General features: G+C 60.2%; 22 protein-coding genes and 4 tRNA genes. 19 read left to right on the top strand and 7 right to left on the bottom strand.

The window, feature by feature from the left end:
• Nucleotides 1–35 precede the first annotated feature (35 nt).
• A complete protein-coding gene (locus HU773_RS18590; RefSeq protein WP_120733633.1) occupies nt 36–269 on the top strand; it encodes a hypothetical protein in 234 nt (77 codons plus the stop codon).
• A gap of 46 nt (nt 270–315) precedes the next feature.
• On the opposite strand, the gene chrA is transcribed toward HU773_RS18590, so the two are convergent.
• The gene (chrA, locus tag HU773_RS18585; protein WP_120733631.1) at nt 316–1,524 is read right to left on the bottom strand and encodes a chromate efflux transporter; all 1,209 of its coding nucleotides are present in this window, start codon (nt 1,522–1,524) and stop codon (nt 316–318) included.
• Between the two features lie 196 nt (nt 1,525–1,720).
• Between chrA and tspO the strand changes: the two genes are divergently transcribed.
• The gene (tspO, locus tag HU773_RS18580; RefSeq protein WP_057438591.1) at nt 1,721–2,161 is read left to right on the top strand and encodes a tryptophan-rich sensory protein TspO; all 441 of its coding nucleotides are present in this window, start codon (nt 1,721–1,723) and stop codon (nt 2,159–2,161) included.
• A 54-nt stretch (nt 2,162–2,215) separates the two neighbouring features.
• On the opposite strand, the gene HU773_RS27590 is transcribed toward tspO, so the two are convergent.
• On the bottom strand, nt 2,216–3,094 hold the full coding sequence (locus HU773_RS27590) for a sensor domain-containing diguanylate cyclase (protein ID WP_186626295.1): 879 nt from the start codon (nt 3,092–3,094) through the stop codon (nt 2,216–2,218).
• Nucleotides 3,095–3,176: 82 nt separating this feature from the next.
• Nucleotides 3,177–4,568, bottom strand: coding sequence for an aldehyde dehydrogenase family protein (locus HU773_RS18570; protein WP_186626294.1), 1,392 nt, complete (start codon nt 4,566–4,568; stop codon nt 3,177–3,179).
• A gap of 104 nt (nt 4,569–4,672) precedes the next feature.
• Between HU773_RS18570 and ptrR the strand changes: the two genes are divergently transcribed.
• On the top strand, nt 4,673–5,539 hold the full coding sequence (gene ptrR / locus HU773_RS18565) for a putrescine utilization regulator PtrR (protein ID WP_057438593.1): 867 nt from the start codon (nt 4,673–4,675) through the stop codon (nt 5,537–5,539).
• Nucleotides 5,540–5,550: 11 nt separating this feature from the next.
• Here ptrR and HU773_RS18560 read toward each other — a convergent pair whose 3' ends face one another.
• Nucleotides 5,551–5,760 (bottom strand): hypothetical protein, encoded by a 210-nt coding sequence (locus tag HU773_RS18560; RefSeq protein WP_057438594.1) that lies wholly within the window; start codon nt 5,758–5,760, stop codon nt 5,551–5,553.
• A 260-nt stretch (nt 5,761–6,020) separates the two neighbouring features.
• The gene (locus tag HU773_RS18555; RefSeq protein WP_120733627.1) at nt 6,021–7,217 is read right to left on the bottom strand and encodes an amino acid aminotransferase; all 1,197 of its coding nucleotides are present in this window, start codon (nt 7,215–7,217) and stop codon (nt 6,021–6,023) included.
• Between the two features lie 343 nt (nt 7,218–7,560).
• Here HU773_RS18555 and uvrB point away from each other — a divergent pair, with 343 nt between their 5' ends.
• The 14 genes from uvrB to HU773_RS18485 all read left to right on the top strand — a co-directional run bounded on the left by uvrB (nt 7,561) and on the right by HU773_RS18485 (nt 19,969).
• Complete coding sequence (gene uvrB / locus HU773_RS18550; RefSeq protein WP_057960188.1) at nt 7,561–9,576, top strand: excinuclease ABC subunit UvrB; 2,016 nt, start codon at nt 7,561–7,563, stop codon at nt 9,574–9,576.
• 289 nt (nt 9,577–9,865) lie between these two features.
• Nucleotides 9,866–11,347, top strand: coding sequence for a glutamate--tRNA ligase (gltX, locus tag HU773_RS18545; RefSeq protein ID WP_057960187.1), 1,482 nt, complete (start codon nt 9,866–9,868; stop codon nt 11,345–11,347).
• Between the two features lie 147 nt (nt 11,348–11,494).
• Nucleotides 11,495–11,570, top strand: a tRNA-Ala gene (locus tag HU773_RS18540).
• Between the two features lie 77 nt (nt 11,571–11,647).
• Nucleotides 11,648–11,723, top strand: a tRNA-Glu gene (locus HU773_RS18535).
• A gap of 50 nt (nt 11,724–11,773) precedes the next feature.
• Nucleotides 11,774–11,849, top strand: a tRNA-Ala gene (locus HU773_RS18530).
• A gap of 78 nt (nt 11,850–11,927) precedes the next feature.
• A tRNA-Glu gene (locus HU773_RS18525) sits at nt 11,928–12,003 on the top strand.
• 181 nt (nt 12,004–12,184) lie between these two features.
• A complete protein-coding gene (locus HU773_RS18520) occupies nt 12,185–12,724 on the top strand; it encodes a TetR/AcrR family transcriptional regulator (RefSeq protein WP_057438596.1) in 540 nt (179 codons plus the stop codon).
• Nucleotides 12,725–12,754: 30 nt separating this feature from the next.
• Nucleotides 12,755–13,588, top strand: coding sequence for an alpha/beta hydrolase (locus tag HU773_RS18515; RefSeq protein ID WP_115128640.1), 834 nt, complete (start codon nt 12,755–12,757; stop codon nt 13,586–13,588).
• Nucleotides 13,589–13,643: 55 nt separating this feature from the next.
• Nucleotides 13,644–14,075: an acyl-CoA thioesterase gene (locus HU773_RS18510; protein ID WP_057438598.1), complete on the top strand. Its 432-nt coding sequence runs from the start codon at nt 13,644–13,646 to the stop codon at nt 14,073–14,075.
• A gap of 67 nt (nt 14,076–14,142) precedes the next feature.
• The gene (locus HU773_RS18505; protein ID WP_057438599.1) at nt 14,143–15,102 is read left to right on the top strand and encodes a tRNA dihydrouridine synthase; all 960 of its coding nucleotides are present in this window, start codon (nt 14,143–14,145) and stop codon (nt 15,100–15,102) included.
• 118 nt (nt 15,103–15,220) lie between these two features.
• Nucleotides 15,221–15,670, top strand: coding sequence for an Hsp20 family protein (locus HU773_RS18500; protein WP_057438600.1), 450 nt, complete (start codon nt 15,221–15,223; stop codon nt 15,668–15,670).
• A gap of 571 nt (nt 15,671–16,241) precedes the next feature.
• Complete coding sequence (locus HU773_RS18495) at nt 16,242–17,435, top strand: hypothetical protein (RefSeq protein ID WP_217883908.1); 1,194 nt, start codon at nt 16,242–16,244, stop codon at nt 17,433–17,435.
• A gap of 262 nt (nt 17,436–17,697) precedes the next feature.
• A complete protein-coding gene (locus HU773_RS18490) occupies nt 17,698–18,480 on the top strand; it encodes a hypothetical protein (protein ID WP_225923803.1) in 783 nt (260 codons plus the stop codon).
• Between the two features lie 169 nt (nt 18,481–18,649).
• Complete coding sequence (locus HU773_RS18485) at nt 18,650–19,969, top strand: hypothetical protein (protein WP_128592918.1); 1,320 nt, start codon at nt 18,650–18,652, stop codon at nt 19,967–19,969.
• 41 nt (nt 19,970–20,010) lie between these two features.
• Here the strand turns inward: HU773_RS18485 and HU773_RS18480 are convergent, their stop codons facing one another.
• Together HU773_RS18480 and HU773_RS18475 are read right to left on the bottom strand one after the other, a co-directional pair.
• Nucleotides 20,011–23,289 (bottom strand): EAL domain-containing protein, encoded by a 3,279-nt coding sequence (locus HU773_RS18480; RefSeq protein WP_170044357.1) that lies wholly within the window; start codon nt 23,287–23,289, stop codon nt 20,011–20,013.
• A gap of 63 nt (nt 23,290–23,352) precedes the next feature.
• Nucleotides 23,353–24,243 (bottom strand): LysR family transcriptional regulator, encoded by an 891-nt coding sequence (locus HU773_RS18475; protein ID WP_057438603.1) that lies wholly within the window; start codon nt 24,241–24,243, stop codon nt 23,353–23,355.
• Nucleotides 24,244–24,389: 146 nt separating this feature from the next.
• Between HU773_RS18475 and leuC the strand changes: the two genes are divergently transcribed.
• A complete protein-coding gene (gene leuC, locus HU773_RS18470; RefSeq protein WP_057438604.1) occupies nt 24,390–25,808 on the top strand; it encodes a 3-isopropylmalate dehydratase large subunit in 1,419 nt (472 codons plus the stop codon).
• A gap of 10 nt (nt 25,809–25,818) precedes the next feature.
• The gene (gene leuD / locus HU773_RS18465) at nt 25,819–26,463 is read left to right on the top strand and encodes a 3-isopropylmalate dehydratase small subunit (protein WP_057438605.1); all 645 of its coding nucleotides are present in this window, start codon (nt 25,819–25,821) and stop codon (nt 26,461–26,463) included.
• Nucleotides 26,464–26,532 lie beyond the last annotated feature (69 nt).

Raw genomic sequence — 26,532 nt, 5'->3', positions numbered from 1 at the left:
AACACACCGTCCCCAGCCTCATTCGAGGTGCCGCAATGAGCATTGACCAGATCAGCCTGCCCAAGGGCGTAGGCCCACATGCCGTCAAGTTGCTGGAGGCGATCACCGGCGCCAGCACGCCTGAAGACCTGAATCGCGCAGGCGGCAAAGCCGAAGGTTTTGTCCTGGGCCTGGAGTCCACCAAAGCCATCAAAAGCCAAATCGCCGAGTCGTTGTATGTGGCTTACGACGACGCTGCCAGCCATCGTGCGGCTGAGTTGAAGGGCTAGTAGCTGCACGCCCCGGCTGTCGAGCAGGGCGTGGTGGCTGGGTTGTCTACACGATCAGACTCAATAACCAGCCCGCTGCGCCGCTGCCTGCAACCACGAGCCATGGCGGCAGTTTGCAGAACATCAGCGCCACCAGGGCGATCAGTGCCAGGCCGAAGTCTTGTGCGGTGAATATCGCGTTGGTCCACACCGGTTGGTACAGCGCCGCCAGTAATAAACCCACCACCGCGGCATTCACGCCGGCCAGTGCGGCCTGTGCGCGTGTGTTTTGGCGCAGGCTTTGCCAAAAGGGCAGGGCGGCGAAGATCAAGAGAAACGACGGCGCGAAGATAGCCAGCAGGCAGATCACGCCGCCGAGCCAGCCGGTGGGGGCCGGGTTCATCGCGGCGCCGAGGAACGCGGCGAAGGTGAACAAGGGCCCGGGCACGGCTTGGGCCGCGCCGTAGCCGGCGAGGAACACGTCGTTGCTCACCCATTGCGGCGGCACTACTTCGGCTTGCAGCAGGGGCAGTACCACGTGGCCGCCGCCGAACACCAGCGAGCCGCTGCGGTAGAACGCGTCTAGCAGCGCCAGGCTCTGGTGGGGCAGCGTCTGGGCGAGGAGCGGCAGGCCCACCAGCAGGATCAAGAACAGCGCCAACCACATCACTCCCGCGCGGCGGCGGATGGGGATGGCGAGTGCGTCGTGGGTGGCGTTGGGGACGGGGTTGAACAGCAGCAGGCCGACGACGCCTGCGCCGGCAATCACCGCGACCTGGCCCCAGGCCGACGGTATCGACAGGGTAATGACGGCGGCCATCAGCATCAGGAGCATGCGCCCCCCGCTATGGCACAGGTTGCGCGCCATGCCCCACACGGCTTGGGCGACGACCGCCACGGCGACGACTTTGAGGCCATGCAGCGCGCCGTTCGGTATGGCCGAGCTATGCTGGGTCAGGCCCAGGGCGAACAGGATCAAGAGCACGGCGGACGGCAAGGTAAACCCGGCCCAGGCCGCCAGTGCGCCGCTGTAGCCTGCCCGTGACAAACCCAGGGCGATGCCCACCTGGCTGCTGGCCGGGCCGGGGAGAAATTGGCAGAGTGCGACCAGGTCTGCATAGCTGCGCTCGCTCAACCAGCGCCGCCGCGTGACGAATTCATCGCGAAAGTAGCCGAGGTGGGCGACAGGTCCGCCGAAGGAGGTCAGACCCAGGCGCAGGAAAATCAGGAAAACCGACCAGGGACTGCTGCGGTGATCAGCGGGGACGTTGGCCAAGCGCTCGATTCTCTAATGAATGGGAAGAATCAACGCACCCTAAACCTTTTATATGACGTGAAAAAGGTGCGGGCTACGCGAAAACCGGTCAATCAAGTGGATTCGTTTCGGGGCCGATTGAATTTATGGCCGCAAGGTTGGGTCATTTGAGACGTTACGGTGCCAACTGCGTGCGCCATCCATATAGGGACCGACCATGACGTTCTTCATCTTCCTGCTCGCCTGCGCTACCGCTGCCAGCACCGGCATCATGTTCAAGCCCGGCGCCTGGTATCAATCCCTGGTCAAACCGCGCTTCACCCCACCCAATTGGTTGTTTCCGGTGGCCTGGACGATCATCTATTTGCTACTCGCCTGGGCCGGTTACCGCCTGAGCCTGATCCCCGGCAGTCAGACAGTGCTGGCCCTGTGGGCGGCGCAGATTGCCTTGAATACGCTGTGGACCCCGGTGTTCTTCGGCGCGCATCGGATTCTTGCGGGGATGCTGATTATCACGCTGCTCTGGCTCACCGTGGCGGCGATGGTGGTGCTGGCGGTGCGCCTGGACCTGATCACCGGGTTGATCCTGTTCCCGTACCTGGCGTGGCTGAGTGTCGCGGCGGCGTTGAATTTCTCGATCCTGCGCAATAACCGTTGATGGCCTACACGCGTTGGCCTGCCAGTAAGCCCGAACCGGCACAACTGCGCCGCTTCAACAAATAGCTCGCTTGGCGGCCGCGCGGTGGAGTTTCTTCAGCCGGTACATATCACCATCGGCATGGCTGAGCAGCGTATCGGCATTGTCCCCGTCAGCCGGGTAACGGGCTACGCCGATGCTGCACGATGGCATTGTCACCGGGCCAAACTCAGGGCCCAGCGGTTCGGCTATGATGGCAAGGATCTGTTGTACCTTCTCGGCCACCGCCTCTTCTGAATGAAGATCGGTCAACAGCACGGTGAATTCATCCCCACCCATACGCGCTACTGTGTCGGTGTCCCGCACACAGCCTTCCAGGCGTCGTGCAATGGCACACAGCACGCGGTCGCCGGCGGCATGCCCATGCACATCGTTGATGCCCTTGAAATCATTGATATCCAGGAACAGCAGCGCCAGTGTGCTGTTCTGGCGGCGCGCGTTGCGCAACGCGGAGTCCAGCCGATCATTGAACAACGAGCGATTGGTCAGGGCGGTCAGCGGGTCGTGATGGGCGAGAAAGCGCAGTTCCTCCTCGGCCTGGGTGAGGGCGGTGATGTCCCGCGCCACGCCGATCCGGGCGCCCACATCCTCGGACCAGAATGCCGCCCACAGGATATGCACGACACTGCCATCCTTGCGCAGATAGCGGTTGCGGAAATCGACGTGGGGCTGGCCGTTCATCACCCGGATGATCGAGGCTCGGGTGGCCGCCAGGTCTTCAGGGTGCATATAGTCGGTGATCAAGTTGCCGGTCAACTCGTCGGCACGGTAGCCGAGCAGCGTCTCGCAGGCATCGCTGACAAATGCGATCTGATTGTCCCTGTCGACCACGAAAACCGTATCCAGCATCAGATGGATCAGTTTGGGGTAGAGCGCTTGCAGGTCAACGGGCATAGGTCAGTGCAGTCCGGTTCAAATATCGGCCTGATCATATCCCGAACCTGCAGGCTGGCAATGAGCAATCTTGACTATCGGCCTACCGCCGATCTATCCATACCGTCTGCGCATTGCAGAATTCCCGCACGCCGAAATGTGACAGTTCGCGGCCAAACCCACTCTTTTTCACCCCGCCAAACGCCACCCGAGGATCGGACACGCTGTAGGCGTTGATAAAGACCCCGCCGGTTTCCAGCTGGTTGGCGATCTGGCGTGCCTTGGCTGGGTCGCGGGTGAAGAGGCTGGCAGTGAGGCCGAACTCGCTGTCGTTGGCCAGGGCCACGGCATGCTCGGCGTCGCGGGCGCTGATGATCGAGGCGACGGGGCCGAACAGTTCCTGTCTGAACGAGGTCATCTGGTCGGTGACGTTGGCCAGGACGGTGGGGGCGTAATAGTTGCCCGCGCCTTCAATAGGATGGCCGCCCAGCAGCAGGGTGGCGCCTTCGGCCAGGGTCGCCTGGACTTGTGCGTGCAGCTCGTCACGCAGGTCGAAGCGGGCCATGGGGCCAATGTAGGTGTCGCTCGACGTCGGGTCGCCCATCACCAGTTGGCGGCTGGCTTCAAGGAATCTGGCGGTGAACGCCTCGACCACGCCTTGCTCGATGATCAGGCGCTTGGCGGCGGCGCAGACCTGGCCGGAGTTCTGGAAGCGGCCGATCACCGCCGCTTGCACGGCGGCGTCGAGGTCGGCGTCGTTGAGCACGATAAAGGGGTCGGAGCCGCCCAGTTCCAGTACGCACTTTTTCAGCGCGGCGCCGGCTTGCGAGCCGATGGCGATGCCGGCGCGCACGCTGCCGGTCAGGGTCACGGCGGCGATGCGTGGGTCGGCGATGGCCTTGGACACGCCGTCGGGGGTGACGTTGATCACTTCGAACAGGCCATCGGCGAAGCCGGCTTTGTGGAAGGCCTTTTGCATCAGGTAGGCGCTGCCCATCACGTTGGGCGCGTGCTTGAGCACGTAGGTATTGCCGCTGAGCATGGTCGGCACGGCGCCGCGCAGCACTTGCCACACCGGGAAATTCCACGGCATTACCGCGAGGATCGGGCCCAAGGGGCGATATTCGATCTGGGCGCTGCCGTTGTCCACCAGGGTCGGTTCCGGGGCGAGCATGGCCGGGCCGTGGGCGGCGTACCACTCGGCCAGCAAGGCGCATTTCTCGATTTCGCCACGGGCCTGGGCGATGGGCTTGCCCATTTCCAGGGTGATCATTTGCGCCATTTCTTCGGCTTGTTCGCGCAGGGCGCCGGCCAGGGCCAGGAGCAATTCGGCGCGCTGTGCCACTGGCGTATGGCGCCCCTTGCGAAAGGCGGTGCTGGCGCGGGTGAGGGCGGCATCCAGTTGCGCGGCGGATTCATACGGGTAGCTGCCGACGGTGTCGCCATTGGCGGGGTTGATCGACAAGGCATGGGTCTGGTGAGTGATAGCGTTCATGGCACCGTCCTGCGCAGTGTTGGAGAAGGTGCCCAGCGTACGGGGCTGTATCTTTTCCGGGAACTGAATAATATTAAGCAATACGTTCACGATTGGAGAATGACTTGGATCTGGTGCAGTTGGAGATTTTCAAGGCCGTGGCCGAGCAAGGCAGCATCAGCGCCGCCGCACAGCTGATTCATCGGGTGCCATCGAACCTGACCACCCGTATCAAGCAATTGGAGCAGGACCTGGGTGTCGAGCTGTTTATCCGTGAGAAAAGTCGACTGCGCCTGTCGCCTGCCGGCTGGAATTTCCTCGGTTATGCACGGCGCATCCTTGACCTGGTGCAAGAGGCCCGCGCCACCGTGGCGGGTGAGGAGCCCCAGGGCCCCTTCGCCCTGGGCTCGCTGGAAAGCACCGCCGCCGTGCGAATCCCGGCATTGCTGGCGGCCTACAACCAGAAACACGCCAAGGTCGAACTGGACCTGACCACCGGGCCCTCGGGCACGATGATCGAAGGCGTGTTATCGGGGCGACTGGCGGCGGCGTTTGTCGATGGCCCGGTGTTGCACCCGACCCTGGAGGGAGTGGCGGTGTTTGAGGAGGAGATGGTGGTGATTGCGCCCTTGCATCACGCGCCGATCAGCCGTGGGCAGGATGTGAACGGTGAGAACATCTATACCTTTCGCTCCAACTGCTCATACCGGCACCACTTTGAGCGCTGGTTTTCCCAGGACGGCGCGATGCCGGGGAAGATTTTCGAGATGGAGTCGTACCACGGCATGCTCGCCTGTGTCAGCGCCGGCGCCGGGCTGGCGCTGATGCCGCGCAGCATGTTGGAGAGCATGCCGGGGTTTACCACGGTCAGTGTATGGCCGTTGGCCGATGAGTTCCGCCTGCTCAACACCTGGCTGATCTGGCGTCGGGGCACGGTGTCGCAGAGTTTGGACAGCTTTGTGCAACTGCTACAGGAACGCATTCCCCTGTAGGAATCGGCAAGCTAGCCACCAAACTGCAGGGTGCCCATCGCCAGTTTCGCCATCAGCGCCGTGGCCCCCAGTTGTACCAGCCACAGGGCCAGGCCGCCGAGGAAGACGCCCAGGGCCACTTGCAGCACCAGGCTTTTTTGCCGCTTGGCTGGGGGCGTGCGCGGGGTGAAGTGATCCAGTTCGTCGCGGTCGGCACGCAGGTCCAGGTCGTCGTTTCTCATAAGGCTCTCGCAGCAAAGGGGCAGTCGGTGTTCAGTCTAGGGGTTGGGCGCCGCAAGTGGTGAACTTGTTGTGGCGAGCGAGCTTGCTCGCGTTGGGGCGCATAGCGGCCCCTTGTTCAGGCACCGTGGTGGTCCGGTAAGTTCAGGGTGGCAGGTATTGGGGCTGCTGCGCAGCCCAACGCGAGCAAGCTTGCTCGCCACGTGGGGCACAAATGGAAAGGGGAAGCCACTGGCTTCCCCTTCGTACCCCGCGATCAGGCTTACAGCACCTGCACAATCGCCTTGGTCACGGCAGCGATATTCGCCTGGTTCAACGCCGCCACGCAGATGCGGCCGGTGTCGAGGGCGTAGATACCGAACTCGCTGCGCAGGCGGGTGACTTGCTCTACGGTCAGGCCGGAGTAGGAGAACATCCCGCGCTGGCGACCGACGAAGCTGAAGTCGTGGCCCGGAGCAGCCTTGGCCAGGTCGCTGACCATCTGCTCGCGCATGCCGCGGATGCGCAAACGCATTTCGGCCAGTTCTGCTTCCCACTGGGCGCGCAGCTCTGGGTTGTTGAGCACTGCCGCCACAATCGCCGCGCCGTGGGTCGGCGGGTTGGAGTAGTTGGTGCGGATCACGCGCTTGACTTGGGACAGGATGCGCACGCTTTCTTCTTTCGATTCGCTGACGATGGACAGTGCGCCCACGCGCTCGCCGTACAGCGAGAACGATTTGGAGAACGAGCTGGACACAAAGAAGGTCAGGCCCGACTCGGCGAACAGGCGCACGGCGGCGGCATCTTCGTCGATACCGTCGCCAAAGCCCTGGTAGGCCATGTCGAGGAACGGCACCAGGTTTTTGGCCTTGACCACTTCCAGCACGTCTTTCCAGTCGGCCGGGCTCAGGTCGACGCCGGTCGGGTTGTGGCAGCAGGCGTGCAGCACGACGATGGACTGGGCGGGCAGGGCGTTGAGGTCTTCCAGCAGGCCGGCGCGGTTCACATCGTGGGTGGCCGCGTCGTAATAACGATAGGTCTGTACCGGGAAGCCGGCTTTTTCGAACAGCGCCTGGTGGTTTTCCCAGCTTGGGTCGCTGATGGCAACTACGGCATTGGGCAGCAGTTGCTTGAGGAAGTCAGCGCCGATTTTCAGTGCGCCGGTGCCGCCAACGGCCTGGGCAGTGATCACCCGGCCAGCGCTCAACAGCGGCGACTCAGTGCCGAACAGCAGCTTTTGCACGGCCAGGTCGTAGGCGGCAATGCCATCAATCGGCAAGTAGCCACGGGCGGCGTGTTGCGCCACGCGAATGGCTTCCGCTTCGGCAACGGCACGCAGGAGTGGAATCTTCCCCTCCTCGTTGCAGTAAACGCCCACGCCAAGGTTGACCTTGTCAGTACGGGTATCGGCGTTGAATGCTTCGTTGAGGCCCAGGATAGGATCGCGTGGTGCCATTTCGACAGCGGAGAACAGGCTCATTTTTGCGGCAGCTCTATGGGGGAATGGAGGGACGTGTCGCGCTCCAGCCGAATGCACTAGAGCGGTGCACAAACGGGGAGCTAGTATAGAGGCCAACACCGCTCGCGGCGACAGCCGAAACGGCTTTTCGGCCAAGTTTTTCGGTTTATTTATCGACCGTTAGTCTTATTGCAACATTGATGGCCGCAGGCATGCAGGACGATTGCCTTGAAACCCGTCACATTCGCCTCCACTTCTACAGCTATCATGGTTTTTTCCTACGGCTCGCTCTGATATTTAGCAGGCTGTGGTCTTTTTCGTCCCCGACGGGTTTACAGTCTGGGGTGACTTCAAGAGGTACGTTATGTCGGATTTCCAACTAGTCACCCGCTTTGAACCTGCTGGCGACCAGCCCGAGGCCATCCGCCTGATGGTCGAAGGCATCGAGGCTGGCCTGTCCCACCAGACCTTGCTTGGGGTGACCGGCTCCGGCAAGACCTTCAGCATTGCCAACGTGATCGCGCAGATCAACCGCCCGACCCTGGTGCTGGCACCGAACAAGACCCTCGCCGCGCAGTTGTACGGTGAATTCAAGGCGTTCTTCCCGAACAACGCGGTGGAGTACTTCGTCTCCTACTACGACTACTACCAGCCCGAAGCCTATGTGCCGTCCTCCGATACCTTTATCGAGAAGGATGCGTCGATCAACGACCATATCGAGCAGATGCGGCTGTCGGCGACCAAGGCGCTGCTGGAACGCAAGGACGCGATCATCGTCACCACCGTTTCTTGCATCTACGGCCTGGGCAGCCCGGAAACCTATTTGAAGATGGTGCTGCACGTCGATCGCGGCGACAAACTCGACCAGCGCGCCTTGCTGCGGCGCCTGGCGGATTTGCAATACACCCGCAACGATATGGACTTTGCCCGCGCGACCTTCCGCGTGCGTGGCGACGTGATCGACATCTACCCGGCAGAGTCGGACCTGGAAGCGATCCGGATCGAGCTGTTCGACGATGAAGTCGAGAGTTTGTCGGCCTTCGATCCATTGACTGGCGAAGTGATCCGCAAACTGCCGCGTTTCACGTTCTATCCAAAAAGCCACTATGTGACACCCCGTGAAACCCTTTTGGATGCCATGGAGGGGATCAAGGCCGAGCTGGCCGAGCGCCTCGAATACCTGCGCGCCAACAATAAGCTGGTGGAAGCCCAGCGCCTGGAGCAGCGCACGCGTTTTGACCTGGAGATGATCCTCGAGCTGGGCTACTGCAACGGCATCGAAAACTACTCGCGCTACCTGTCGGGGCGCGAATCCGGCGCGCCACCACCGACCCTCTACGACTACCTGCCGGCAGACGCCTTGCTGGTGATCGACGAATCCCACGTCAGCGTGCCGCAAGTCGGTGCCATGTATAAAGGCGACCGTTCGCGCAAGGAAACCCTGGTGGAGTATGGCTTCCGCCTGCCTTCGGCGCTGGATAACCGGCCGATGCGCTTTGACGAATGGGAAAGCATCAGCCCGCAGACCATCTTTGTGTCGGCCACGCCGGGCAACTACGAGGCCGAGCATGCTGGCCGGGTGATCGAGCAACTGGTGCGTCCCACCGGCCTGGTCGACCCGCAAATCGAGATACGCCCGGCCCTGACCCAGGTCGATGACTTGCTGTCGGAGATCACCAAGCGCGTGGCTCTGGAAGAACGGGTGCTGGTCACCACGTTGACCAAGCGCATGTCCGAAGACCTTACCGATTACCTCGCCGACCACGGCGTGCGCGTGCGTTACCTGCACTCGGACATCGACACGGTGGAGCGCGTGGAGATCATCCGCGACCTGCGCCTGGGCACGTTCGATGTGCTGGTGGGCATCAACCTGCTGCGTGAAGGCCTGGACATGCCCGAGGTGTCGCTGGTGGCGATCCTGGACGCGGACAAGGAGGGTTTCCTGCGCTCCGAACGCTCGCTGATCCAGACCATTGGCCGTGCGGCACGTAACCTCAATGGCCGGGCGATTTTGTATGCCGACCGCATCACCGGCTCCATGGAGCGGGCCATCGGCGAGACCGAGCGCCGCCGCGACAAGCAGATTGCGTTCAACCTGGCCAATGGCATCACCCCCAAGGGCGTGTTCAAGGACGTGGCCGACATTATGGAAGGCGCCACCGTACCGGGCTCGCGCAGCAAGAAGCGCAAAGGCATGGCCAAGGCTGCCGAGGAAAACGCCAAGTACGAAAACGAACTGCGCTCGCCGAGCGAAATCACCAAGCGTATCCGCCAACTGGAAGAGAAGATGTACCAGCTGGCGCGGGACCTGGAGTTTGAAGCGGCGGCGCAGATGCGCGATGAGATTGGCAAGTTGCGCGAGCGGTTGCTGACGGTCTGAAGTTGCGTTGATGGGGCGGGCCTCATCGCAGGCAAGCCAGCTCCCACATGTGCAATGCATTTCAACATGTGGGAGCTGGCTTGCCTGCGATGGCGGCGCAGTGTCGGTTACGAAAGGCAATGGAATATAGCCAGCTAACGATCTGCCAAATAGCTATCTCGCGGTTGCAGCCCCAACCTTGGTTTATATGCCCTTTGTTGATCGGCCCACGCTGGAGCCGGGGGGCTTGGGGCTGTTACCATTCGCCCCTTGTTTTATTTTCAGCTTTATTGCCCATTCGAGACCCGCCATGACCACCGTCCGCACGCGCATCGCGCCATCGCCTACTGGGGATCCCCACGTCGGTACTGCCTACATCGCCTTGTTCAACTACTGCTTTGCCAAGCAGCACGGCGGTGAATTCATCCTGCGGATCGAAGACACGGACCAAGTGCGTTCGACCCGTGAGTCGGAACAGCAGATTTTTGATGCCCTGCGCTGGTTGGGCATCACCTGGGCTGAAGGCCCGGATGTCGGCGGTCCACATGGCCCGTATCGCCAGAGCGAGCGCAGCGACATCTATAAAAAGTACACCCAGCAACTGGTCGACATGGGCCATGCCTTCCCGTGCTTCTGCACCGCCGAAGAACTGGACCAGATGCGCGCCGAGCAACAGGCTCGCGGCGAAACCCCGCGCTACGACGGCCGCGCACTGCTGCTGTCGAAAGAAGAAGTGGCCCAGCGCCTGGCTGCCGGTGAACCTCACGTCATCCGTATGAAAGTGCCGAGCGAAGGCGTGTGCGTGGTGCCAGACATGTTGCGTGGCGATGTGGAGATCCCGTGGGACCGCATGGACATGCAGGTGCTGATGAAGACCGACGGCCTGCCGACGTACTTCCTGGCCAACGTGGTCGATGACCACCTGATGGGCATCACCCACGTACTGCGTGGCGAAGAGTGGCTGCCATCGGCGCCCAAGCTGATCCTGCTTTACGAATACTTCGGCTGGGAACAGCCGCAGCTGTGCTACATGCCGCTGCTGCGTAACCCGGACAAGAGCAAGCTGTCCAAGCGCAAGAACCCGACCTCGGTGACCTTCTACGAGCGCATGGGCTTCATGCCTGAAGCGATGCTCAACTATCTGGGCCGCATGGGCTGGTCGATGCCGGACGAGCGCGAGAAGTTCTCGCTGCAGGAAATGGTCGATAACTTCGACCTGTCCCGCGTCTCCCTGGGCGGGCCGATCTTCGATATCGAGAAGCTGTCGTGGCTCAACGGCCAATGGCTGCGTGACCTGCCGGTGGAAGAGTTCGCCAGCCGTGTGCAGCAGTGGGCGTTGAACCCCGAGTACATGATGAAGATCGCCCCGCTGGTGCAGGGCAGGGTGGAGACGTTCAGCCAGGTCGCCCCACTGGCCAGTTTCTTCTTTGCCGGGGGCGTGAACCCGGATGCCAAGCTGTTCGAGTCGAAGAAGCTCTCGGCCGACCAGGTTCGCCAGTTGATGCAGTTGATCCTGTGGAAACTTGAAAGCCTGCGCCAGTGGGAGAAGGACGCCATCACCGCAACCATCCAGGCGGTGGTCGAGTCCCTGGAGTTGAAACTGCGCGATGCCATGCCGCTGATGTTTGCCGCGATTACCGGGCAGGCCAGTTCGGTGTCGGTACTTGATGCGATGGAAATCCTCGGTCCTGACCTGACCCGCTTCCGTCTGCGCCAAGCCCTTGATTTGCTGGGCGGTGTGTCGAAGAAAGAAAACAAGGAATGGGAAAAGCTGCTGGGTGCTATCGCCTAGTTAAGCGCTGGTAAGGTCAAAACCCCGGCTTTCCGGGGTTTTGACGGTAAGTGATTGTTATCCCGGCAAAAAACTTTGAAAATTGTTGAAAATAAATTTGACAGCCTTTCAAAGCGCCATTAAGATTCGCCCCGTCCTCACCGATGAGGGGCTATAGCTCAGCTGGGAGAGCGCTTGCATGGCATGCAAGAGGTCAACGGTTCGATCCCGTTTAGCTCCACCAATTTACAGGTTCAAGGTCTGGCCACACCGTCCTTGAATTGATCAGGCCCAGCTTGATCAGGTTGTACAGAAGGTTTTGTCCCCTTCGTCTAGTGGCCTAGGACACCGCCCTTTCACGGCGGTAACAGGGGTTCGAGTCCCCTAGGGGACGCCAGTTTCAACAAGCAGCTCGCAAGGTCTGCTGCGCCGCGAGGCGAAAAATCCGGGGCTATAGCTCAGCTGGGAGAGCGCTTGCATGGCATGCAAGAGGTCAACGGTTCGATCCCGTTTAGCTCCACCAATTTACAGGTTCAAGGTCTGGCCACACCGTCCTTGAACTGATCAGTCTCAGCCTGATCATGTTGTATAGAAGGTTTGTGTCCCCTTCGTCTAGTGGCCTAGGACACCGCCCTTTCACGGCGGTAACAGGGGTTCGAGTCCCCTAGGGGACGCCACGATTACCCGCTCTGCGGGATTTATAAGGGTCATTCGATTATTGAATGGCCCTTTTGTTTGTCTGGCGTTTGGGTTTTCTCCCTCCCTCTACAAAAATCTCTTCTGACCAGCGGTCGAATTCAGCGCTTGCTAAAAAGTATTATGAAGATAATATTTTAACCGTAATATTCGGAGGCCGTCATGAGCGATAAAAAAGCGCAAACCCGTGAACGTATTCTGCAAGCCGCCAGCTCCGCGCTGATTCAGCGTGGCCCGGCCGAACCGAGTGTGGGTGAGGTCATGGGGGCCGCGGGCCTGACCGTTGGCGGCTTCTACGCCCACTTTGAAAGCAAGGACGCCTTGATGCTGGAGGCGTTCGAGCAACTGCTGGCGCGGCGCCGGGCGTCTATCGAAGATATGGACCCCAGCCTGACGGGCGAAGAGCGCCGCGCCCTGGTGGCGGCGTTCTACCTGTCGCGCAAGCACCGTGATTCTACCGCCCAGGCCTGCCCGATCCCGGCCACGGTGGGCGAGATGAGCCGCTTGCCGGATGAGTTTCGCGATGTGCTGAGCCAGCACGTCGAGCTGATGGCTGCGCAACTGGCTGCCAGCCCGGAAGACACCGACAAAGCCCTGGCCGACATGGCCTTGATGATTGGCGGCCTGGCATTGGCCCGGGCCCTGGGGCCGGGCGAATTGTCGGATCGTGTATTGCGCGCCTCCAAGTCGGCAGTGCGCTGAACAAGGCTTGTGAGCCTGGGGAGTGAAGGGATGAGCACCTTGAACTGGATTCGCCGTGTCAACGGCACCGTGGGCAGGCTGGCGCCGCAAACCATCGCCAACCAGATGCGTCGCGCCTTCATGACGCCTCGGGATCTGCCGCCCCGTGCGTGGGAATTGCCGCTGCTGGCGCAGGCCGAGCGCATCACCTTGCGTTTTGGCCTGTCGGCGCTGCGTTGGGGTCAGGGCCCGGCGGTGCTGATGATGCACGGCTGGGAAGGGCGCCCAACCCAGTTCGCCAGCTTGATCGACGCATTGGTGGGCGCCGGTTATTCGGTGATTGCCCTCGACGGCCCGGCCCATGGTCGCTCGCCAGGCCGTGAGGCCCACGTGGTGCTGTTTGCCCGGGCGATGCTGGAAGCGGCCGCTGAGTTACCGCCGCTGCACGCGGTGGTCGGTCACTCCATGGGTGGCGCCAGTGCGATGCTGGCCATCCAATTGGGCCTGCGCACCAATGCGTTGGTGAGCATTGCGGCCCCTTCCCGTTTGCTCGATGTATTGCGCGGCTTTGCCTCGGTGGTCGGCATGCCGGAGCGGGCGCGTGCAGCGTTTATCCAGGAGGTCGAGTACGCCCTGGGCATCCCGCTCAAACACCTGGATGTGGCCCACTATCAAATGAATATCCCAGGGCTGATCGTGCATGCCGAAGACGACACCTTCGTCCCGGTCAAGGCCTCACAGATGATCCACGAGGCCTGGTTCGACAGCCGCCTGTTGCGCCTGGAGCAAGGCGGGCATCAGAAGGTCCTGGCCGACCCGCGAGTGGTCGAAGGCGTGCTGGCGCTGCTGGCCGGCTGCCGTGAACCGGCGCGGCAAACCGCTTGAGCCAAGCGATGGGTTACACTGCTGCCCGCCGACATTAATCGACCGGGAGCTGGGCATGGGCTGGGACTTGGCAAAGCCGTTTATCATTGATCTGCAGGTGGCCGCTGAGGACATCGACGGCCTGGGGCATGCCAATAATGCCGTTTACGTCTCCTGGTTGGAGCGTTGCGCCTGGCGCCACTCCCAGCGTCTGGGCCTGGATCTTGCCGAGTACCGGCGCCTGGATCGGGCCATGGCGGTGGTGCGCCATGAAATCGACTATCTGGCAGCCGGCTACGAAGGCGATGAGTTGCAACTGGCGACCTGGATCGTCGATTGGGACCAGCGCCTGAAGATGACCCGGCGCTTCCAACTGATGCGCCCCAGTGATGGCGCCACCTTGTTGCGTGCGCAAACCACCTTTGTCTGTATCGAACTCTCCAGCGGCAAGCCCAAGCGCATGCCGGCGGAGTTTATCGAAGGCTATGGCGTGGCGATCCACATCTGACAAGGGGGTTAACGGTTGCTGTGGGAAACCCAGTAAACTGCGCCACGTTTTTCGTTGAGTGTTTTCCATGCAAATTGCCTTGGCGCCCATGGAGGGGTTGGTCGACAACATCCTGCGGGACGTGCTGACCCAGGTGGGCGGTATTGATTGGTGCGTGACCGAATTTATCCGGGTCAACGACCGCCTGCTGACCCCAGCCTATTTCCACAAGCTTGCTCCTGAACTGCTGCACGGTGCCAAAACCGCTGCGGGCGTGCCTTTGCGTGTGCAGTTGCTGGGCTCTGATCCCGTGTGCCTGGCGGAAAACGCCGCGCTGGCCTGTGAGTTGGGGTCTGAGGTGATCGACCTGAACTTTGGCTGCCCGGCCAAGACGGTCAACAAGTCCCGCGGCGGCGCGGTGCTGCTCAAGGAACCGGAACTGCTCAACCAGATCGTCGAGCACGTACGTCGTGCGGTGCCGGCGCATATCCCGGTGACCGCCAAGATGCGCCTGGGCTTCGACAGTCCGGACGGTGCGCTGGTGTGTGCCACTGCTCTGGCGGAAGGTGGTGCGGCACATATCGTGGTGCATGCGCGGACCAAGGCCGATGGCTACAAGCCGCCAGCCCATTGGGAGTGGATCCCGCGTGTGCAGGACGTGGTCAAGGTGCCGGTGTTCGCCAACGGTGATATCTGGAGTGTCGAAGACTGGCGACGCTGCCGCGAGATCAGCGGTGTCGAGGACATCATGCTCGGTCGCGGCCTGGTGGCGCGTCCCGACCTGGCCCGGCAAATCGCCGCCGCACGTGCCGGTGAAGACGTGGTGGAGATGAGTTGGGAGGAGATGCAGCCCATGCTTCGGGAGTTCTGGACGCAGTCTGTAGCGCAACTGACTGAGCGCCAGGCACCAGGTCGTCTGAAGCAGTGGCTGGCGATGCTGACGCGCAACTACCCGCAAGCTGTAGAGCTGTTTACCGCGCTGCGCCGGGAAACCGACCTTCAGCAGGTCAGCCGTTTGCTCGGAATGCCTCACCCCCAAGGGGTCTGAAAATTTTCTTACGGCCTCTCTTGAAATGTACTTGGCGGTCCTTATCTAGGGATTACACGATGCCGAATTCGGGTCGTGGAGATAAAGAACCTTGCTGATTATTTCAGGAGATTTGACCATGAGTACCGCATTTTCCCTGGCACCGCTGTTCCGCTCTTCCGTGGGTTTCGACCGTTTCAACGACCTGTTCGAAACCGCGCTGCGCAACGAGCCGGGCAGCAGCTACCCACCCTATAACGTCGAGAAACACGCTGAAGACCAATACCGCATCGTGATCGCGGCGGCCGGTTTCCAGGAAGACGATTTGGAGTTGCAGGTAGAGAAAGGCGTCTTGACCGTCAGTGGTGGCAAGCGTGACACCAAGGCCGAGAACGTCACCTATCTACATCAAGGCATTGCCCAGCGCGCCTTCAAGTTGTCGTTCCGCTTGGCGGACCATATTGAGATCAAGGCCGCAGACCTGAGCAATGGATTGTTGAGCATTGACCTGCTGCGAGTAGTGCCGGAAGAGGCAAAGGCCAAGCGCATCCCGATCAATGGGGGGCAGAAGCCGGCCCTGCAACACTGAGTCTATATTTTTAAGTTTTTCATCTCTTCAAGAAAGGGCGCCTCTGGCGCCCTTTTTTTGTTTAAGGCGCTAAGGGCGGGAGTAAGTGATTTAACCAGTAGCGCTACGGTTGTTGTTTAGTTGAAAAGTGCCGATTGGTTTTTTGTACTAGTGAGTGTGTGTAACTTGTTTTTAGTTTTGCCCAAGTTTGGAAGGTGTAAAGCGGATTGTGTTTTTTGGTTTTACTGTGCGTGACCACTGTATTTTTCGCGCGGGAAATATCACGGGCCGTCCTGTGAAAGATTGAGGAATCATGACGTTTTTTTTCATCGAGGCAGTTTATTAACGGGTATGACGTTGTTTTCCCCAGGAAAAGCGCTGGGAAGCTGATTTTCTGCAGAAGTCCATAGGTAAAAGTCTGAAGTTCTCTATTAGTGTCCTTATGTTTTCAGGGATTTCTGGAACCCGAACGCTTTTTGCTCCACGAAATCATGGACTTTGATTCGGTTGCTACCGTTTCAAGTCATCAGTAAATCGTGTTCGTTATGGGTATTTGAATGCCCTGGTGCTTTTCTGAAAAGAGGGATGACTAATGTCTTATCTATCTGTTAATAATCCTCCGAGCGTTAATGTCGGTAATCATCAGCTTGATCGGGCCGCGCCGGTAGCTGCTCAGGTTGGAAGTGTTGACGCAAGTAAGCCGCTGGGGGCTAAGCCGAGTGTTTTGCCAGATTATAACCGTACCGTTGCGAATGGGCGGGAAAGTACAGTCGTCAGTACCGACGCACTTTCAAAACTGCTTGATATGTTTGAACTTCTCTTTAAGGCGATGCGAGATGTGCTGTCTGGCAAAAAACACTCTCCTGACGTTTTGCCGACAATGGACAAGCCGACTGAAGTGAAATCCCAGCCTGGGGATAACCCGGCCCTCCCAGGCAAGGAATTGAAAGCACCGGTTGACGCGGGTAAGCCGGTAATTTCAGGCAAAGACTTAAAAAACCAGCTCGATAGGGACAAACCGGCCGAGAAGAAGCCGCAAGCCGAGAGCCAGCCGGCGGTTCCGGGCAAGGACACCAAAGTGCCGCTCGAGACGGACAAACCGGTCGAGAAGAAGCCGCAAGCCGAGAGCCAGCCGGCGGTTCCGGGCAAGGACACCAAAGTGCCGCTCGAGACGGACAAACCGGCCGAGAAGAAGCCGCAAGCCGAAAGCCAGCCGGCTGTTCCGGGCAAGGACGCCAAAGTGCTGGTCGAGGCGGACAAGCAGGCCGAGAGCAAGCCCTTAATCCCGGGCAAGCAACCCGCAGTGTCGCCGGATATCAAGGTCTTGCCCCGGGTTCCAGATACAGACTCCAAAGTGTCCTCCGACTCAGTGGTGCGGGTGAACGTTAATATCAACAACTGCCATTGCCCGGCGGACGCTCATTCGGCGATTGACGTTCGTACGAAGCCTGGTTCGGTACCTGCGTCGCTGGTACCCGTGATCACGACGAATGTGACACCCGAGTTGGAGCCCCAGCGGCCCGTGCCCATGATCAGCAGTCGCGTGAAACCCGGCGTGGTCCCCCAACCGGCGCCGCCAGTGGTCGATAGTCGCGTGAAGTCTGGCCCGGAACCCAGGGTGGTAGTACCCCAGACCGACGCCCGTGTAGAACCTGATGCCTTGCCACTGCCAACCCCAGCAGTACAGCCGGACAAGCCGCTGCCAGGGACTGACCTGACCTCCCCGGGCCCAGACTGCGGTCCGGATGAAATGGGTTGGGCTACGGCCTTCTCTCGTCGGCCCTAGTACCTCTTCAGAGCCTGTAAACCTTTAAATTCAACCAGTTGCTTCTCCGGTCAGTGACCGGCCGGAGGGGCACTTAGTGGGGGGCAGAATCATGTCCGTGTTAAACGTTAACAGCGCTGTACACCTCATGTGTGATTGTTCGGGACGGCAGGGGGAGGCGTTTCATGGCGCCACCCAGAGGCCCTCGATACAGCGTTTGGGGGGCAGCACGGCTTCCCGTCAGCACTCGGTAAATAACCACTTCAAGCGGGCGACGGGTGAGGTGAAGAAGCCTGCGGTGGACTTGCAGGCCATTATTTCGATGTTCAGCGCTTTCTTGAGCCAGCTTTCAGCATTGCTGTCAGGCCGTAACGAACAAGACACCGTCAAGGTTGTTCCCGAGCCGGTCAGACCGGAGGTCAAGCCAACACCGGTAGTGCCAGAACCGGAGACGGCACCTACACCTCTTCCTGACCTATCGAGTAAGCGCAATGGGGCCAAGTGTGACGATATCTGGGGCGGTTTCCGCCAAGGGCCCGATGGCAATTGCGTGACTGTTTCGGCGATCAACGCAGCCATGCATAAGTTTGGGCAAAGCCCTACCGATGTTTATAAACGCGTTCGTAAAACCGCCCAGGGCTATGAGGTCACGATGCGCGATGGCTATTACTTGACCGTGAGCCACCAGGAGTTGAAGCAGGCGGCTGCAGGGGCACGGTTTTTTGGACGAGACAAAGGCGCACTCAAGGATGCTGAGTTCATGTTTGCTTGCAGTGTCAAGCGTGCGCATTTGGATAATAACGATGGCAGGGCTGCGAGAAGTTTTAGCGCGGCGATACGCAGTCTCAATAATGGCGAAGATGAAAATGGTCCCGGTGAAGGTTTTCAGCGGCTGGGCTTAATACATTATATGAAACGTGTCCCTGTAAGCACCCTGGCCCGGGGGCAGGTAGGGATGGTCAATCGGGCCATGCATTCGGTTGCAGTGATTGATGGTCGGGAGGAGTTGTGGGGCCGAAAAGGCAGGGCGCCAACGTACGGGGATGCAGTGGCTTTAATCGGTTGAGTAAAGTTGTAGAGGGTCTGTTGAGTAAGCTTTAAAAATAAGAGTCGCTGTAGTTATCCTGCGCAGGTTTTTGTTGTTCATTTTTCTGGCTTTTCAATGTCTGGCATTTGTTGTTTTTTAACAATGCGTTTTTGTCGTGTCTTTAATATTGTTGTGGGTAGGGGGTGTCATGAATGTAAGTATGTTTAATCCGTTAATTGCTGATGGTTATAAGGCGGCTCTTGAGCCGGCCAATAGTTTTTCCTCAGGTGAGTTGTCGATAAAACATGGCAAGAAACCCGATGATATCTTGAATGCTTTTACCGCCACCCCGCGCGGTTTTGGTGAGTGCTTTGATAGCAGCACCCATGCGGCGGTTATTAAAATGATGATGATGACGTTTGGTCAAAGCCCACAAGATATGTTTGAAGAAGTAAAAGTGGCGGGGGATGGTTATGATATTACGATGAAAGATGAATTTAAGGTGCATATTTCCAAAGAGGAACTAAAACTGACGGCGAAGGCATCGCGATTTGCTGGCAATGACAGTTCGGCCATTGCCGATGCCAATGTTGTGCTGGCGGCGTTTGCCAAGCGTAAACAACAAACCGGGGAATATGGCAGTTTCGAGCAGGCCTTACGCAAGAGCCTTGAAGGCGAAACCACGCAGAACTGCCTGCGGGGCATGGGAATGATTGGTTTTGCCCAGTTTGTGCCCACTACGGATATGGCCACCAGCGGCGCGTTGGGTGTGGTGGAGACACATAATTTTGGCTCGGCCTTTGTCATGGATAACACCCAGCATAACTACGGACACAAGCAAAGAGTTGATCGAAGTTACGGGTATATGTTGTTCAATGACACGCAGGCGCCGGAGGCATCGCCCGCAAGTCTCGAGACAGGTGCGCTGAAGTTATCCCGTGCGCCCGTGGGTGTCCCCCCCGCTGATATCTGGAGTGGCTTTTATCAAGGGGTAGAAGGCAACTGTGTCACCGTATCAGCGATCAAGGCGGCGATGATGAGGTTTGGGCAACGCCCGCAAGACATCTTTAAAAAGGTCACGGTCACCGCTGAAGGCTATGAAGTGGTCATGAGAGATTCTTATAAGTTGACCCTGACCCATGATGAGCTGAGAAAGGCCCAGGCAGCCTCCAACTTGAAGGGCACCAATCCGTCATTGCTGGCCGATGCCAATTTCTTGTACGCCGCGAGTGCCAAGCGCGCGCAGTGGGAGAACAACGACGGCCGTGCTCGTCAGAGTTTTGAGATGGCCATGGAAACCCTGAACGACGGTGAGTATCCGGGAGCGGCGCTGCGCAGGCTTGGGCTGTCGGCCTATGTCCGTGAAAGCACGGTAAAAGAACTGATAAATGGGGCGATTGGCACCCTGGCCAACTCCCACCACTCGGTGGTGGTCGTTGGCGGGATGCTGGATATGTATGGGCAAAAGTGCAACCTGGTCCAATCGCAATGGCAGGACTACTTCCTGCGTGCGTTGAAGTTGGTGTAAGGCAAATGCAGGGCTGAGGGTATTTGGCACTCTCCCTGCGCTTACCTCAATAGCAGCGTAAATGCCTCCAGGGGCAATGGCCGGCTGTGCAAATAGCCTTGATACAAATGGCAGCCCAGGCCTTGCAGGAACGCCAGTTGCTCAGGGGTTTCCACACCTTCGGCAATCACTTCCAGGTTCAGGCTGCGCGCCATGGCCACGATCGCGCGGATGATCTCGGCGTCGTTGGGGTCGTGGGTGGCGTCGCGCACAAATGACTGATCGATTTTCAAGGCATCGACCGGCAGGCGCTTGAGGTAGGTCAAGGATGAATAACCGGTGCCGAAATCGTCCATGGCAAAGCTGACCCCGAGCTTTTTCAGGCGGCGCATTTTGCTGATGGTGTCATCCAGATTTTGAATCACAATGCCTTCGGTGATTTCCAGTTTCAGCAAGCTGAACGGCAAGTGATGCTGCGTCAGGCTACGCTCCACCCGTTCGACAAAGTCGTTCTGGCGAAACTGCCGGGGGCTGATATTCACGCACAGGCTGAAGCCTTCCGGCTCCACCAGGCCTTCGGCGATCAGGCGGGCAAACGCGGCGCAGGCTTCGTCGAGGATCCAGGTGCCGACCTCAAGGATCAGTCCGCTGTCCTCCAGAACCTTGATGAACTCTGTGGGTGACTGTGCGCCCAGTTGCGGATGCTGCCAGCGCACCAGGGCCTCGGCGCCGACAATGCGATTGTCCCGGGCATCCACCTGGGGCTGGTAATGCACGCTGAACTCGCCCCGTGATAACGCCAGGCGCAGATCCGTCTCCATGCGCAGGCGCTCGCTGGCAGTGCGTTGCATGCTGTTATGGAACATCTGCGTGGTGTTGCGCCCCGAGTCCTTGGCCCGATACAGGGCGATATCCGCGCGCTTGAGCAGGTCCGCCGGCGTCGAGCCGTGATCGGGGATTAGCGCCACGCCGATACTGGGGGTGACCTGCAAGCGCTGACCATCGAGAAACATCGGCTCGGACAGCAACTCGCGCAGGGTGTTGGACAGCAATTGCACCTGTTTACTGACCTCAATTCGTGAACCCTCCAGGCCGCTGAGCAGCACCACGAATTCATCGCCGCCCAGGCGCGCCACCGTGTCCTCCATGCGCACGCTGGCTTCCAGGCGTGCGGTGACGATTTTCAGCACGGTGTCGCCCACCGGGTGGCCGAGGGAATCGTTGATGTGCTTGAAGTGATCCAGGTCCAGAAACAGCAGCGCGCCCCGCAGGTTGTGGCGTTTGAGCAAGGCGATCTGCTGGCTCAGGCGGTCCATCAGCAGGGCGCGGTTGGGCAGGTTGGTCAGGGGGTCGTGATAAGCCAGGTGACGGATCTGCGCCTGCGCACTTTTCAGCAGGCTCACATCCCGTGCGGTCAGCAGCAGGCACGGCGTTTCATTGAGGGTAATCGGCTCGACCGACACCTCCACCGCCAGCAACTCGCCGCGTTTGTTGTGCCAGAGCATGTCCATGTGATGGATGCGGCCTTTGACCTGTAATTCGGCCAATAGCGTGGTGCGCTGGTTTTCGTCGGCCCAGATACCGATCTGGTAGAGGGTCAGGCCGATCGCTTCCTCGGCGCGGTAGCCGGTCAGGCGGCAGAAACCGTCATTGACCTCCACGTAGCGCCCAGTGTCGCGCTCGGTAATGGACACGGCGTCGGGGCTGGAATGGAAGGCCTTGGCGAACTTTTCTTCGCTGGCCTTGAGCGCCGCTTCCGAGCGCTGTTGCTGGGTGATATCGCGCAGGGTGGTGACCACGCAGCGCTGGTGGCCGACCTTGATCAACCGGCTGGAAATCATGCAGGTCAGGCGCTGGCCATTTTTGTGATGGACGATGATGGCCACATTGTTTAGCGCCTGTTCGCGAATCACTTGCTCGATGCGCTGCAGGCGTTGGGTCGGCTCATCCCACAAGCCGATCTGCTCGGCGGTGTGGTTGATGACTTCGGCGGCGCTCCAGCCAAAGGTCTGGGTAAAGCTGGGGTTGATTTCAACGAATTCGCCGCTGGCCAGAGTGGTTACGCAAATCGGGTCGGGGCTGGCGAGGAACAGGCTGGCGAACTTTTCTTCGGAGGCGCTCAGGCGCTGTTCACGTTCGACCTGGTCGGTGATATCCAGCAAGGTGCCCGCCATGCGCAGCGGCGCGCCCTGGGCGTCGCGATACAGGCGGGCGCGGCTTTCCAGGTAGCGCGAGCTGCCGTCTCCCAGTTGCACGCGGTAGGTCAACTGGTAGTTGCCGGCCGGCCCTTCACGCAGGGTGCGATAGGCATCGCGCATGCTGGCGCGCTCTTCATCGGGCATGCCTTCAAAAAAAGCATCGAAGGACTCATGGAACGGGTGCGGATCCAGGCCGTGCAACTGTGCGGCCCGCGCCGAGCCATAAAGCATGCCGCTGGGGATATGCCAGTCCCAGGTGCCCAGTTGGGCCGAGTCCAGGGCCAGGTCCAGGCGCTCCTGACTGTCCTTGAGGGCCTGCTCGGCGTTCTTGCGCTCGGTGGTGTCGAGGAAGGTGCTGATGAGGTAGGCCTGGCCGTCGAGTTCGACCTTTTGCGCGCTGAGGGTACCGTCATGGATTTGCCCATTGCTGGCGCGAAATTGCACCTCCATGGTGATCGGTTCGCCTTTGCGCTGGGTCGCCCTGACCAACAGGGCCCGTTGCTCGGGGTGGACCCACAGCCCCAGGTCGAGGGTGGTGCGACCAATGGCATCGTTGACCGGCCAGCCGAACAGGCTTTCGAAATACTGGTTGGCCTCGCTGATCAGGCCGTCTTCCTGGCGGGTCAGCAGGACCATGTTCGGGCACAGGTGGAACAGCGTGGCGAAGCGTTTTTCCGAGTGGCCCAGGGCATGTTCGCGCTCGCGCTGCTGGGTGGTTTCACGGATCACCCCGATCATCCGGCGGCGCCCCGAGGCATCCGGCTGCAGGCTGCCGTTGATTTCCAGCCAGTGCAGGCTGCCGTCCGGCCACTGGATGCGGTGATGCATGGCTTGCTCGAAGGGCGCGCCGGCCAGGACCGCGTGAAACGCGCGGATCACGCGGCCGCGGTCTTCGGCGGCCAGCAAGTCGAGGTAGTCCAGGTCCTTGGGCAACGGCTGCCGGGGGTCGAAACCGAACAGCGCCTGGGTGCCGCGCGACCAACTGATCCGCCCGCAGTCGATATCCCAGCTCCAGGCACCGAGCCGTGCGGCATTGAGCGCCGCCAACAGCTGCGGGGCATTTTCCCAGCTTTGTTCCGCCTGCTGGGGGTCCAGGGCGTGGATGCGGGGCAGCGGCGGCACGGGATCGACGGGGTTGGGCATTATCAAGGGGCCTTGGCTCGATGGGCATTCGGCGCGGGAACAGGGTCTACAGGCCGCACGGCCTCATGCCGGCGTCGCGGCCGGATCAACCTGTGCATCCAATAGGCTCATGAAAGCCCGCGCAGCGTTCGACAGCGTCCTTTCGGTGTGCACGATATAGCCTAGCTGGCGACTGAGCTGTATGCCCGGTAAAGCGATACTGGCCACTTGATCATCAAGCATGGTGCGTGGCAAGACACTCCAGGCCAGGCCGATGGAGACCATCATCTTGATGGTTTCCAGGTAGTTAGTGCTCATGGCGATGTTCGGCGTCAGGCCCTGGGCCTCGAACAGGCGGTGCACGATATGGTGGGTAAAGGTGTTGCCGCCGGGGAATACCGCCGGGTGCCGGGCAATGTCGGTCAGGCTGATGGTGCCGTTACTGGCCAGGCTGTGTTCGGGCGCCACCACGAAATCCAGGGGGTCGTCCCACACCGGGGTGGCCCGCACCAGGCTGTGGGGCTCCGGGGCCAGGGTAATGACCGCCACTTCGGCGCGGCCGTGGAGGATTTCCTCGTAGGCCACTTCCGAGTCCAGGAACTGAATATCCAGGGCCACATTCGGGTATTCCCGGGTAAAAGTGCGCAATACCGGGGGCAGGCGGTGCAGGCCGATGTGATGGCTGGTCGCCAGAGTCAGGCGCCCGCTGACTTCGCCGGTCAGGTTGGTCAGGGCGCGGCGAGTGTCGTCCAGCACATTGAGGATCTGATAGGCACGGGGCAGCAGGGCGCGTCCGGCCTCTGTCAGGCCGACCTCACGGCCCAGCCGATCGAACAAGCGCACCTTCAATTGCTGCTCAAGGCCGGCAATGCGCTTGCTGATCGCTGGTTGCGTCAGGTGCAGGCGCTCTCCGGCCCCGGAGAAGCTGCCGGTTTCGGCGATGGCAATAAAGGCATTGAGGTTGGCCAGGTCCATAGTGGTATTCCAGTTGGTTATCCAAAGCATAAAAAATATGAATTTGAGTTATTTAATGTAACGCCATAGCATCAGCCTCACAAGCCAAAGGGTTATTGAATCGTTCAACGCCCAGGGCATAGAAAGACGCTGATGAGGACCGACTGATGGCCGGCAAAACGCTTTACGACAAACTCTGGGATTCCCATGAAGTGAAACGGCGCGATGATGGGTCGTCGCTGATCTACATCGACCGTCACATCATCCACGAAGTGACCTCGCCCCAAGCGTTCGAAGGCCTGCGACTGGCCGGGCGCAAGCCTTGGCGCGTCGACTCGATCATCGCCACCCCGGACCACAACGTGCCAACCACCCCGGAGCGCAAGGGCGGCATCGAAGCCATTGCCGACCAGGTCTCGCGCTTGCAGGTCCAGACTCTCGACGACTATTGCGACGAGTACGGCATCACCGAATTCAAGATGAACGACGTGCGCCAGGGCATCGTCCACGTGATCGGCCCGGAGCAGGGCGCGACCTTGCCGGGCATGACCGTGGTCTGCGGCGACTCCCACACCTCGACCCACGGTGCATTCGGTGCCTTGGCCCACGGCATTGGCACCTCCGAGGTAGAACATGTGTTCGCCACCCAGTGCCTGGTCGCCAAAAAAATGAAGAACATGCTGGTGCGCGTCGAAGGCAAGTTGCCGTTCGGTGTGACCGCCAAGGACATCGTGCTGGCCGTGATCGGCAAGATCGGTACCGCTGGCGGTAACGGGCATGCCATCGAGTTTGCCGGCAGCGCGATTCGCGACCTGTCCATCGAAGGCCGCATGACCATCTGCAACATGTCCATCGAAGCCGGTGCCCGGGTGGGCATGGTCGCGGCGGATGAAAAAACCGTGGAATACGTCAAAGGCCGACCTTTCGCACCGGCTGGCGCCGAGTGGGAGGCTGCCGTCGAGGCCTGGAAAGACCTGGTGTCCGACGCCGACGCGGTGTTCGATACCGTGGTCGAGCTCGACGCGGCCCAGATCAAGCCACAGGTCAGCTGGGGCACCTCGCCGGAAATGGTCCTGGCCGTTGATCAGAACGTGCCGGACCCGGCCCAGGAAGCCGATCTGGTCAAGCGCGGCTCCATCGAGCGCGCCTTGAAGTACATGGGCTTGAAAGCCAACCAGGCGATCACCGACATCCAGTTGGACCGCGTGTTTATCGGTTCCTGCACCAACTCGCGGATCGAAGACTTGCGCGCCGCGGCGGTGATCGCCAAGGGCCGCAAAGTGGCCTCGACCATCAAGCAAGCCATTGTGGTGCCAGGTTCGGGCCTGGTGAAGGCCCAGGCTGAGGCCGAAGGGCTGGACAAGATCTTCCTCGAAGCCGGTTTTGAATGGCGTGAGCCGGGCTGCTCGATGTGCCTGGCGATGAACCCGGACCGTTTGGAGTCGGGGGAGCATTGCGCGTCCACCTCCAACCGTAACTTCGAAGGGCGTCAGGGCGCCGGTGGCCGTACCCACCTGGTCAGCCCGGCCATGGCCGCCGCCGCTGCCGTCAACGGTCGTTTCATCGACGTTCGCGAATTGATCTGAGGAATACCCGATGAGAGCTTTTACCCAACACACCGGTCTTGTCGCGCCGTTGGACCGTGCCAACGTGGACACCGACCAGATCATCCCCAAGCAGTTCTTGAAGTCGATCAAGCGCACCGGTTTCGGCCCGAACCTGTTCGATGAGTGGCGCTACCTGGACGTGGGCTACGCCTACCAGGACAACTCCAAGCGCCCGTTGAACAAGGATTTTGTGCTCAACGCCGAGCGCTATCAGGGCGCCAGCGTGTTGTTGGCCCGGGAAAACTTCGGTTGCGGCTCCAGCCGTGAACACGCGCCGTGGGCCCTGGAAGAATATGGCTTTCGCAGCATTATTGCGCCGAGCTACGCCGACATCTTCTTCAACAACAGCTTCAAGAACGGCTTGCTGCCGATCATCTTGAGCGATGCCGAAGTGGACGAGTTGTTCCAGCAAGTGGAAGCCAATGTCGGCTACCAGTTGACCGTCGACCTCGCCGCACAGACCGTGACCCGTCCGGATGGCAAGGTGTACCACTTTGAAGTGGATGCCTTCCGCAAACACTGCCTGATCAATGGCCTGGACGATATCGGCCTGACCTTGCAGGACGGCGAGGCGATTGCCGCGTTTGAAGCCAAGCACCGGGCCAGCCAGCCTTGGTTGTTTCGTGATGCGTAATTCTATGTAGGCTGGACTGGCCCCTTCGCGAGCAAGCCCGCTCCCACATTCGACCGAGTTCCTTCAGTT

This window comes from Pseudomonas shahriarae (assembly GCF_014268455.2).
GTDB classification, from domain to species: domain Bacteria; phylum Pseudomonadota; class Gammaproteobacteria; order Pseudomonadales; family Pseudomonadaceae; genus Aquipseudomonas; species Aquipseudomonas shahriarae.
Note: the sequence above shows the minus strand (reverse complement) of the source record. Positions and strands in the feature narration are given on the sequence as shown.

Bases quoted from the DNA above. Each gene is read 5' to 3' on its own strand.
- HU773_RS18590 (WP_120733633.1), top strand. From the start codon at position 36: ATGAGCATTGACCAGATCAGCCTGCCCAAGGGCGTAGGCCCACATGCC.
- tspO (WP_057438591.1), top strand. From the start codon at position 1,721: ATGACGTTCTTCATCTTCCTGCTCGCCTGCGCTACCGCTGCCAGCACC.
- HU773_RS27590 (WP_186626295.1), bottom strand. From the start codon at position 3,094: ATGCCCGTTGACCTGCAAGCGCTCTACCCCAAACTGATCCATCTGATG.
- HU773_RS18570 (WP_186626294.1), bottom strand. From the start codon at position 4,568: ATGAACGCTATCACTCACCAGACCCATGCCTTGTCGATCAACCCCGCC.
- HU773_RS18560 (WP_057438594.1), bottom strand. From the start codon at position 5,760: ATGAGAAACGACGACCTGGACCTGCGTGCCGACCGCGACGAACTGGAT.
- HU773_RS18555 (WP_120733627.1), bottom strand. From the start codon at position 7,217: ATGAGCCTGTTCTCCGCTGTCGAAATGGCACCACGCGATCCTATCCTG.
- uvrB (WP_057960188.1), top strand. From the start codon at position 7,561: ATGTCGGATTTCCAACTAGTCACCCGCTTTGAACCTGCTGGCGACCAG.
- gltX (WP_057960187.1), top strand. From the start codon at position 9,866: ATGACCACCGTCCGCACGCGCATCGCGCCATCGCCTACTGGGGATCCC.
- HU773_RS18520 (WP_057438596.1), top strand. From the start codon at position 12,185: ATGAGCGATAAAAAAGCGCAAACCCGTGAACGTATTCTGCAAGCCGCC.
- HU773_RS18515 (WP_115128640.1), top strand. From the start codon at position 12,755: ATGAGCACCTTGAACTGGATTCGCCGTGTCAACGGCACCGTGGGCAGG.
- HU773_RS18510 (WP_057438598.1), top strand. From the start codon at position 13,644: ATGGGCTGGGACTTGGCAAAGCCGTTTATCATTGATCTGCAGGTGGCC.
- HU773_RS18505 (WP_057438599.1), top strand. From the start codon at position 14,143: ATGCAAATTGCCTTGGCGCCCATGGAGGGGTTGGTCGACAACATCCTG.
- HU773_RS18500 (WP_057438600.1), top strand. From the start codon at position 15,221: ATGAGTACCGCATTTTCCCTGGCACCGCTGTTCCGCTCTTCCGTGGGT.
- HU773_RS18495 (WP_217883908.1), top strand. From the start codon at position 16,242: ATGTCTTATCTATCTGTTAATAATCCTCCGAGCGTTAATGTCGGTAAT.
- HU773_RS18485 (WP_128592918.1), top strand. From the start codon at position 18,650: ATGAATGTAAGTATGTTTAATCCGTTAATTGCTGATGGTTATAAGGCG.
- HU773_RS18480 (WP_170044357.1), bottom strand. From the start codon at position 23,289: ATGCCCAACCCCGTCGATCCCGTGCCGCCGCTGCCCCGCATCCACGCC.
- HU773_RS18475 (WP_057438603.1), bottom strand. From the start codon at position 24,243: ATGGACCTGGCCAACCTCAATGCCTTTATTGCCATCGCCGAAACCGGC.
- leuC (WP_057438604.1), top strand. From the start codon at position 24,390: ATGGCCGGCAAAACGCTTTACGACAAACTCTGGGATTCCCATGAAGTG.
- leuD (WP_057438605.1), top strand. From the start codon at position 25,819: ATGAGAGCTTTTACCCAACACACCGGTCTTGTCGCGCCGTTGGACCGT.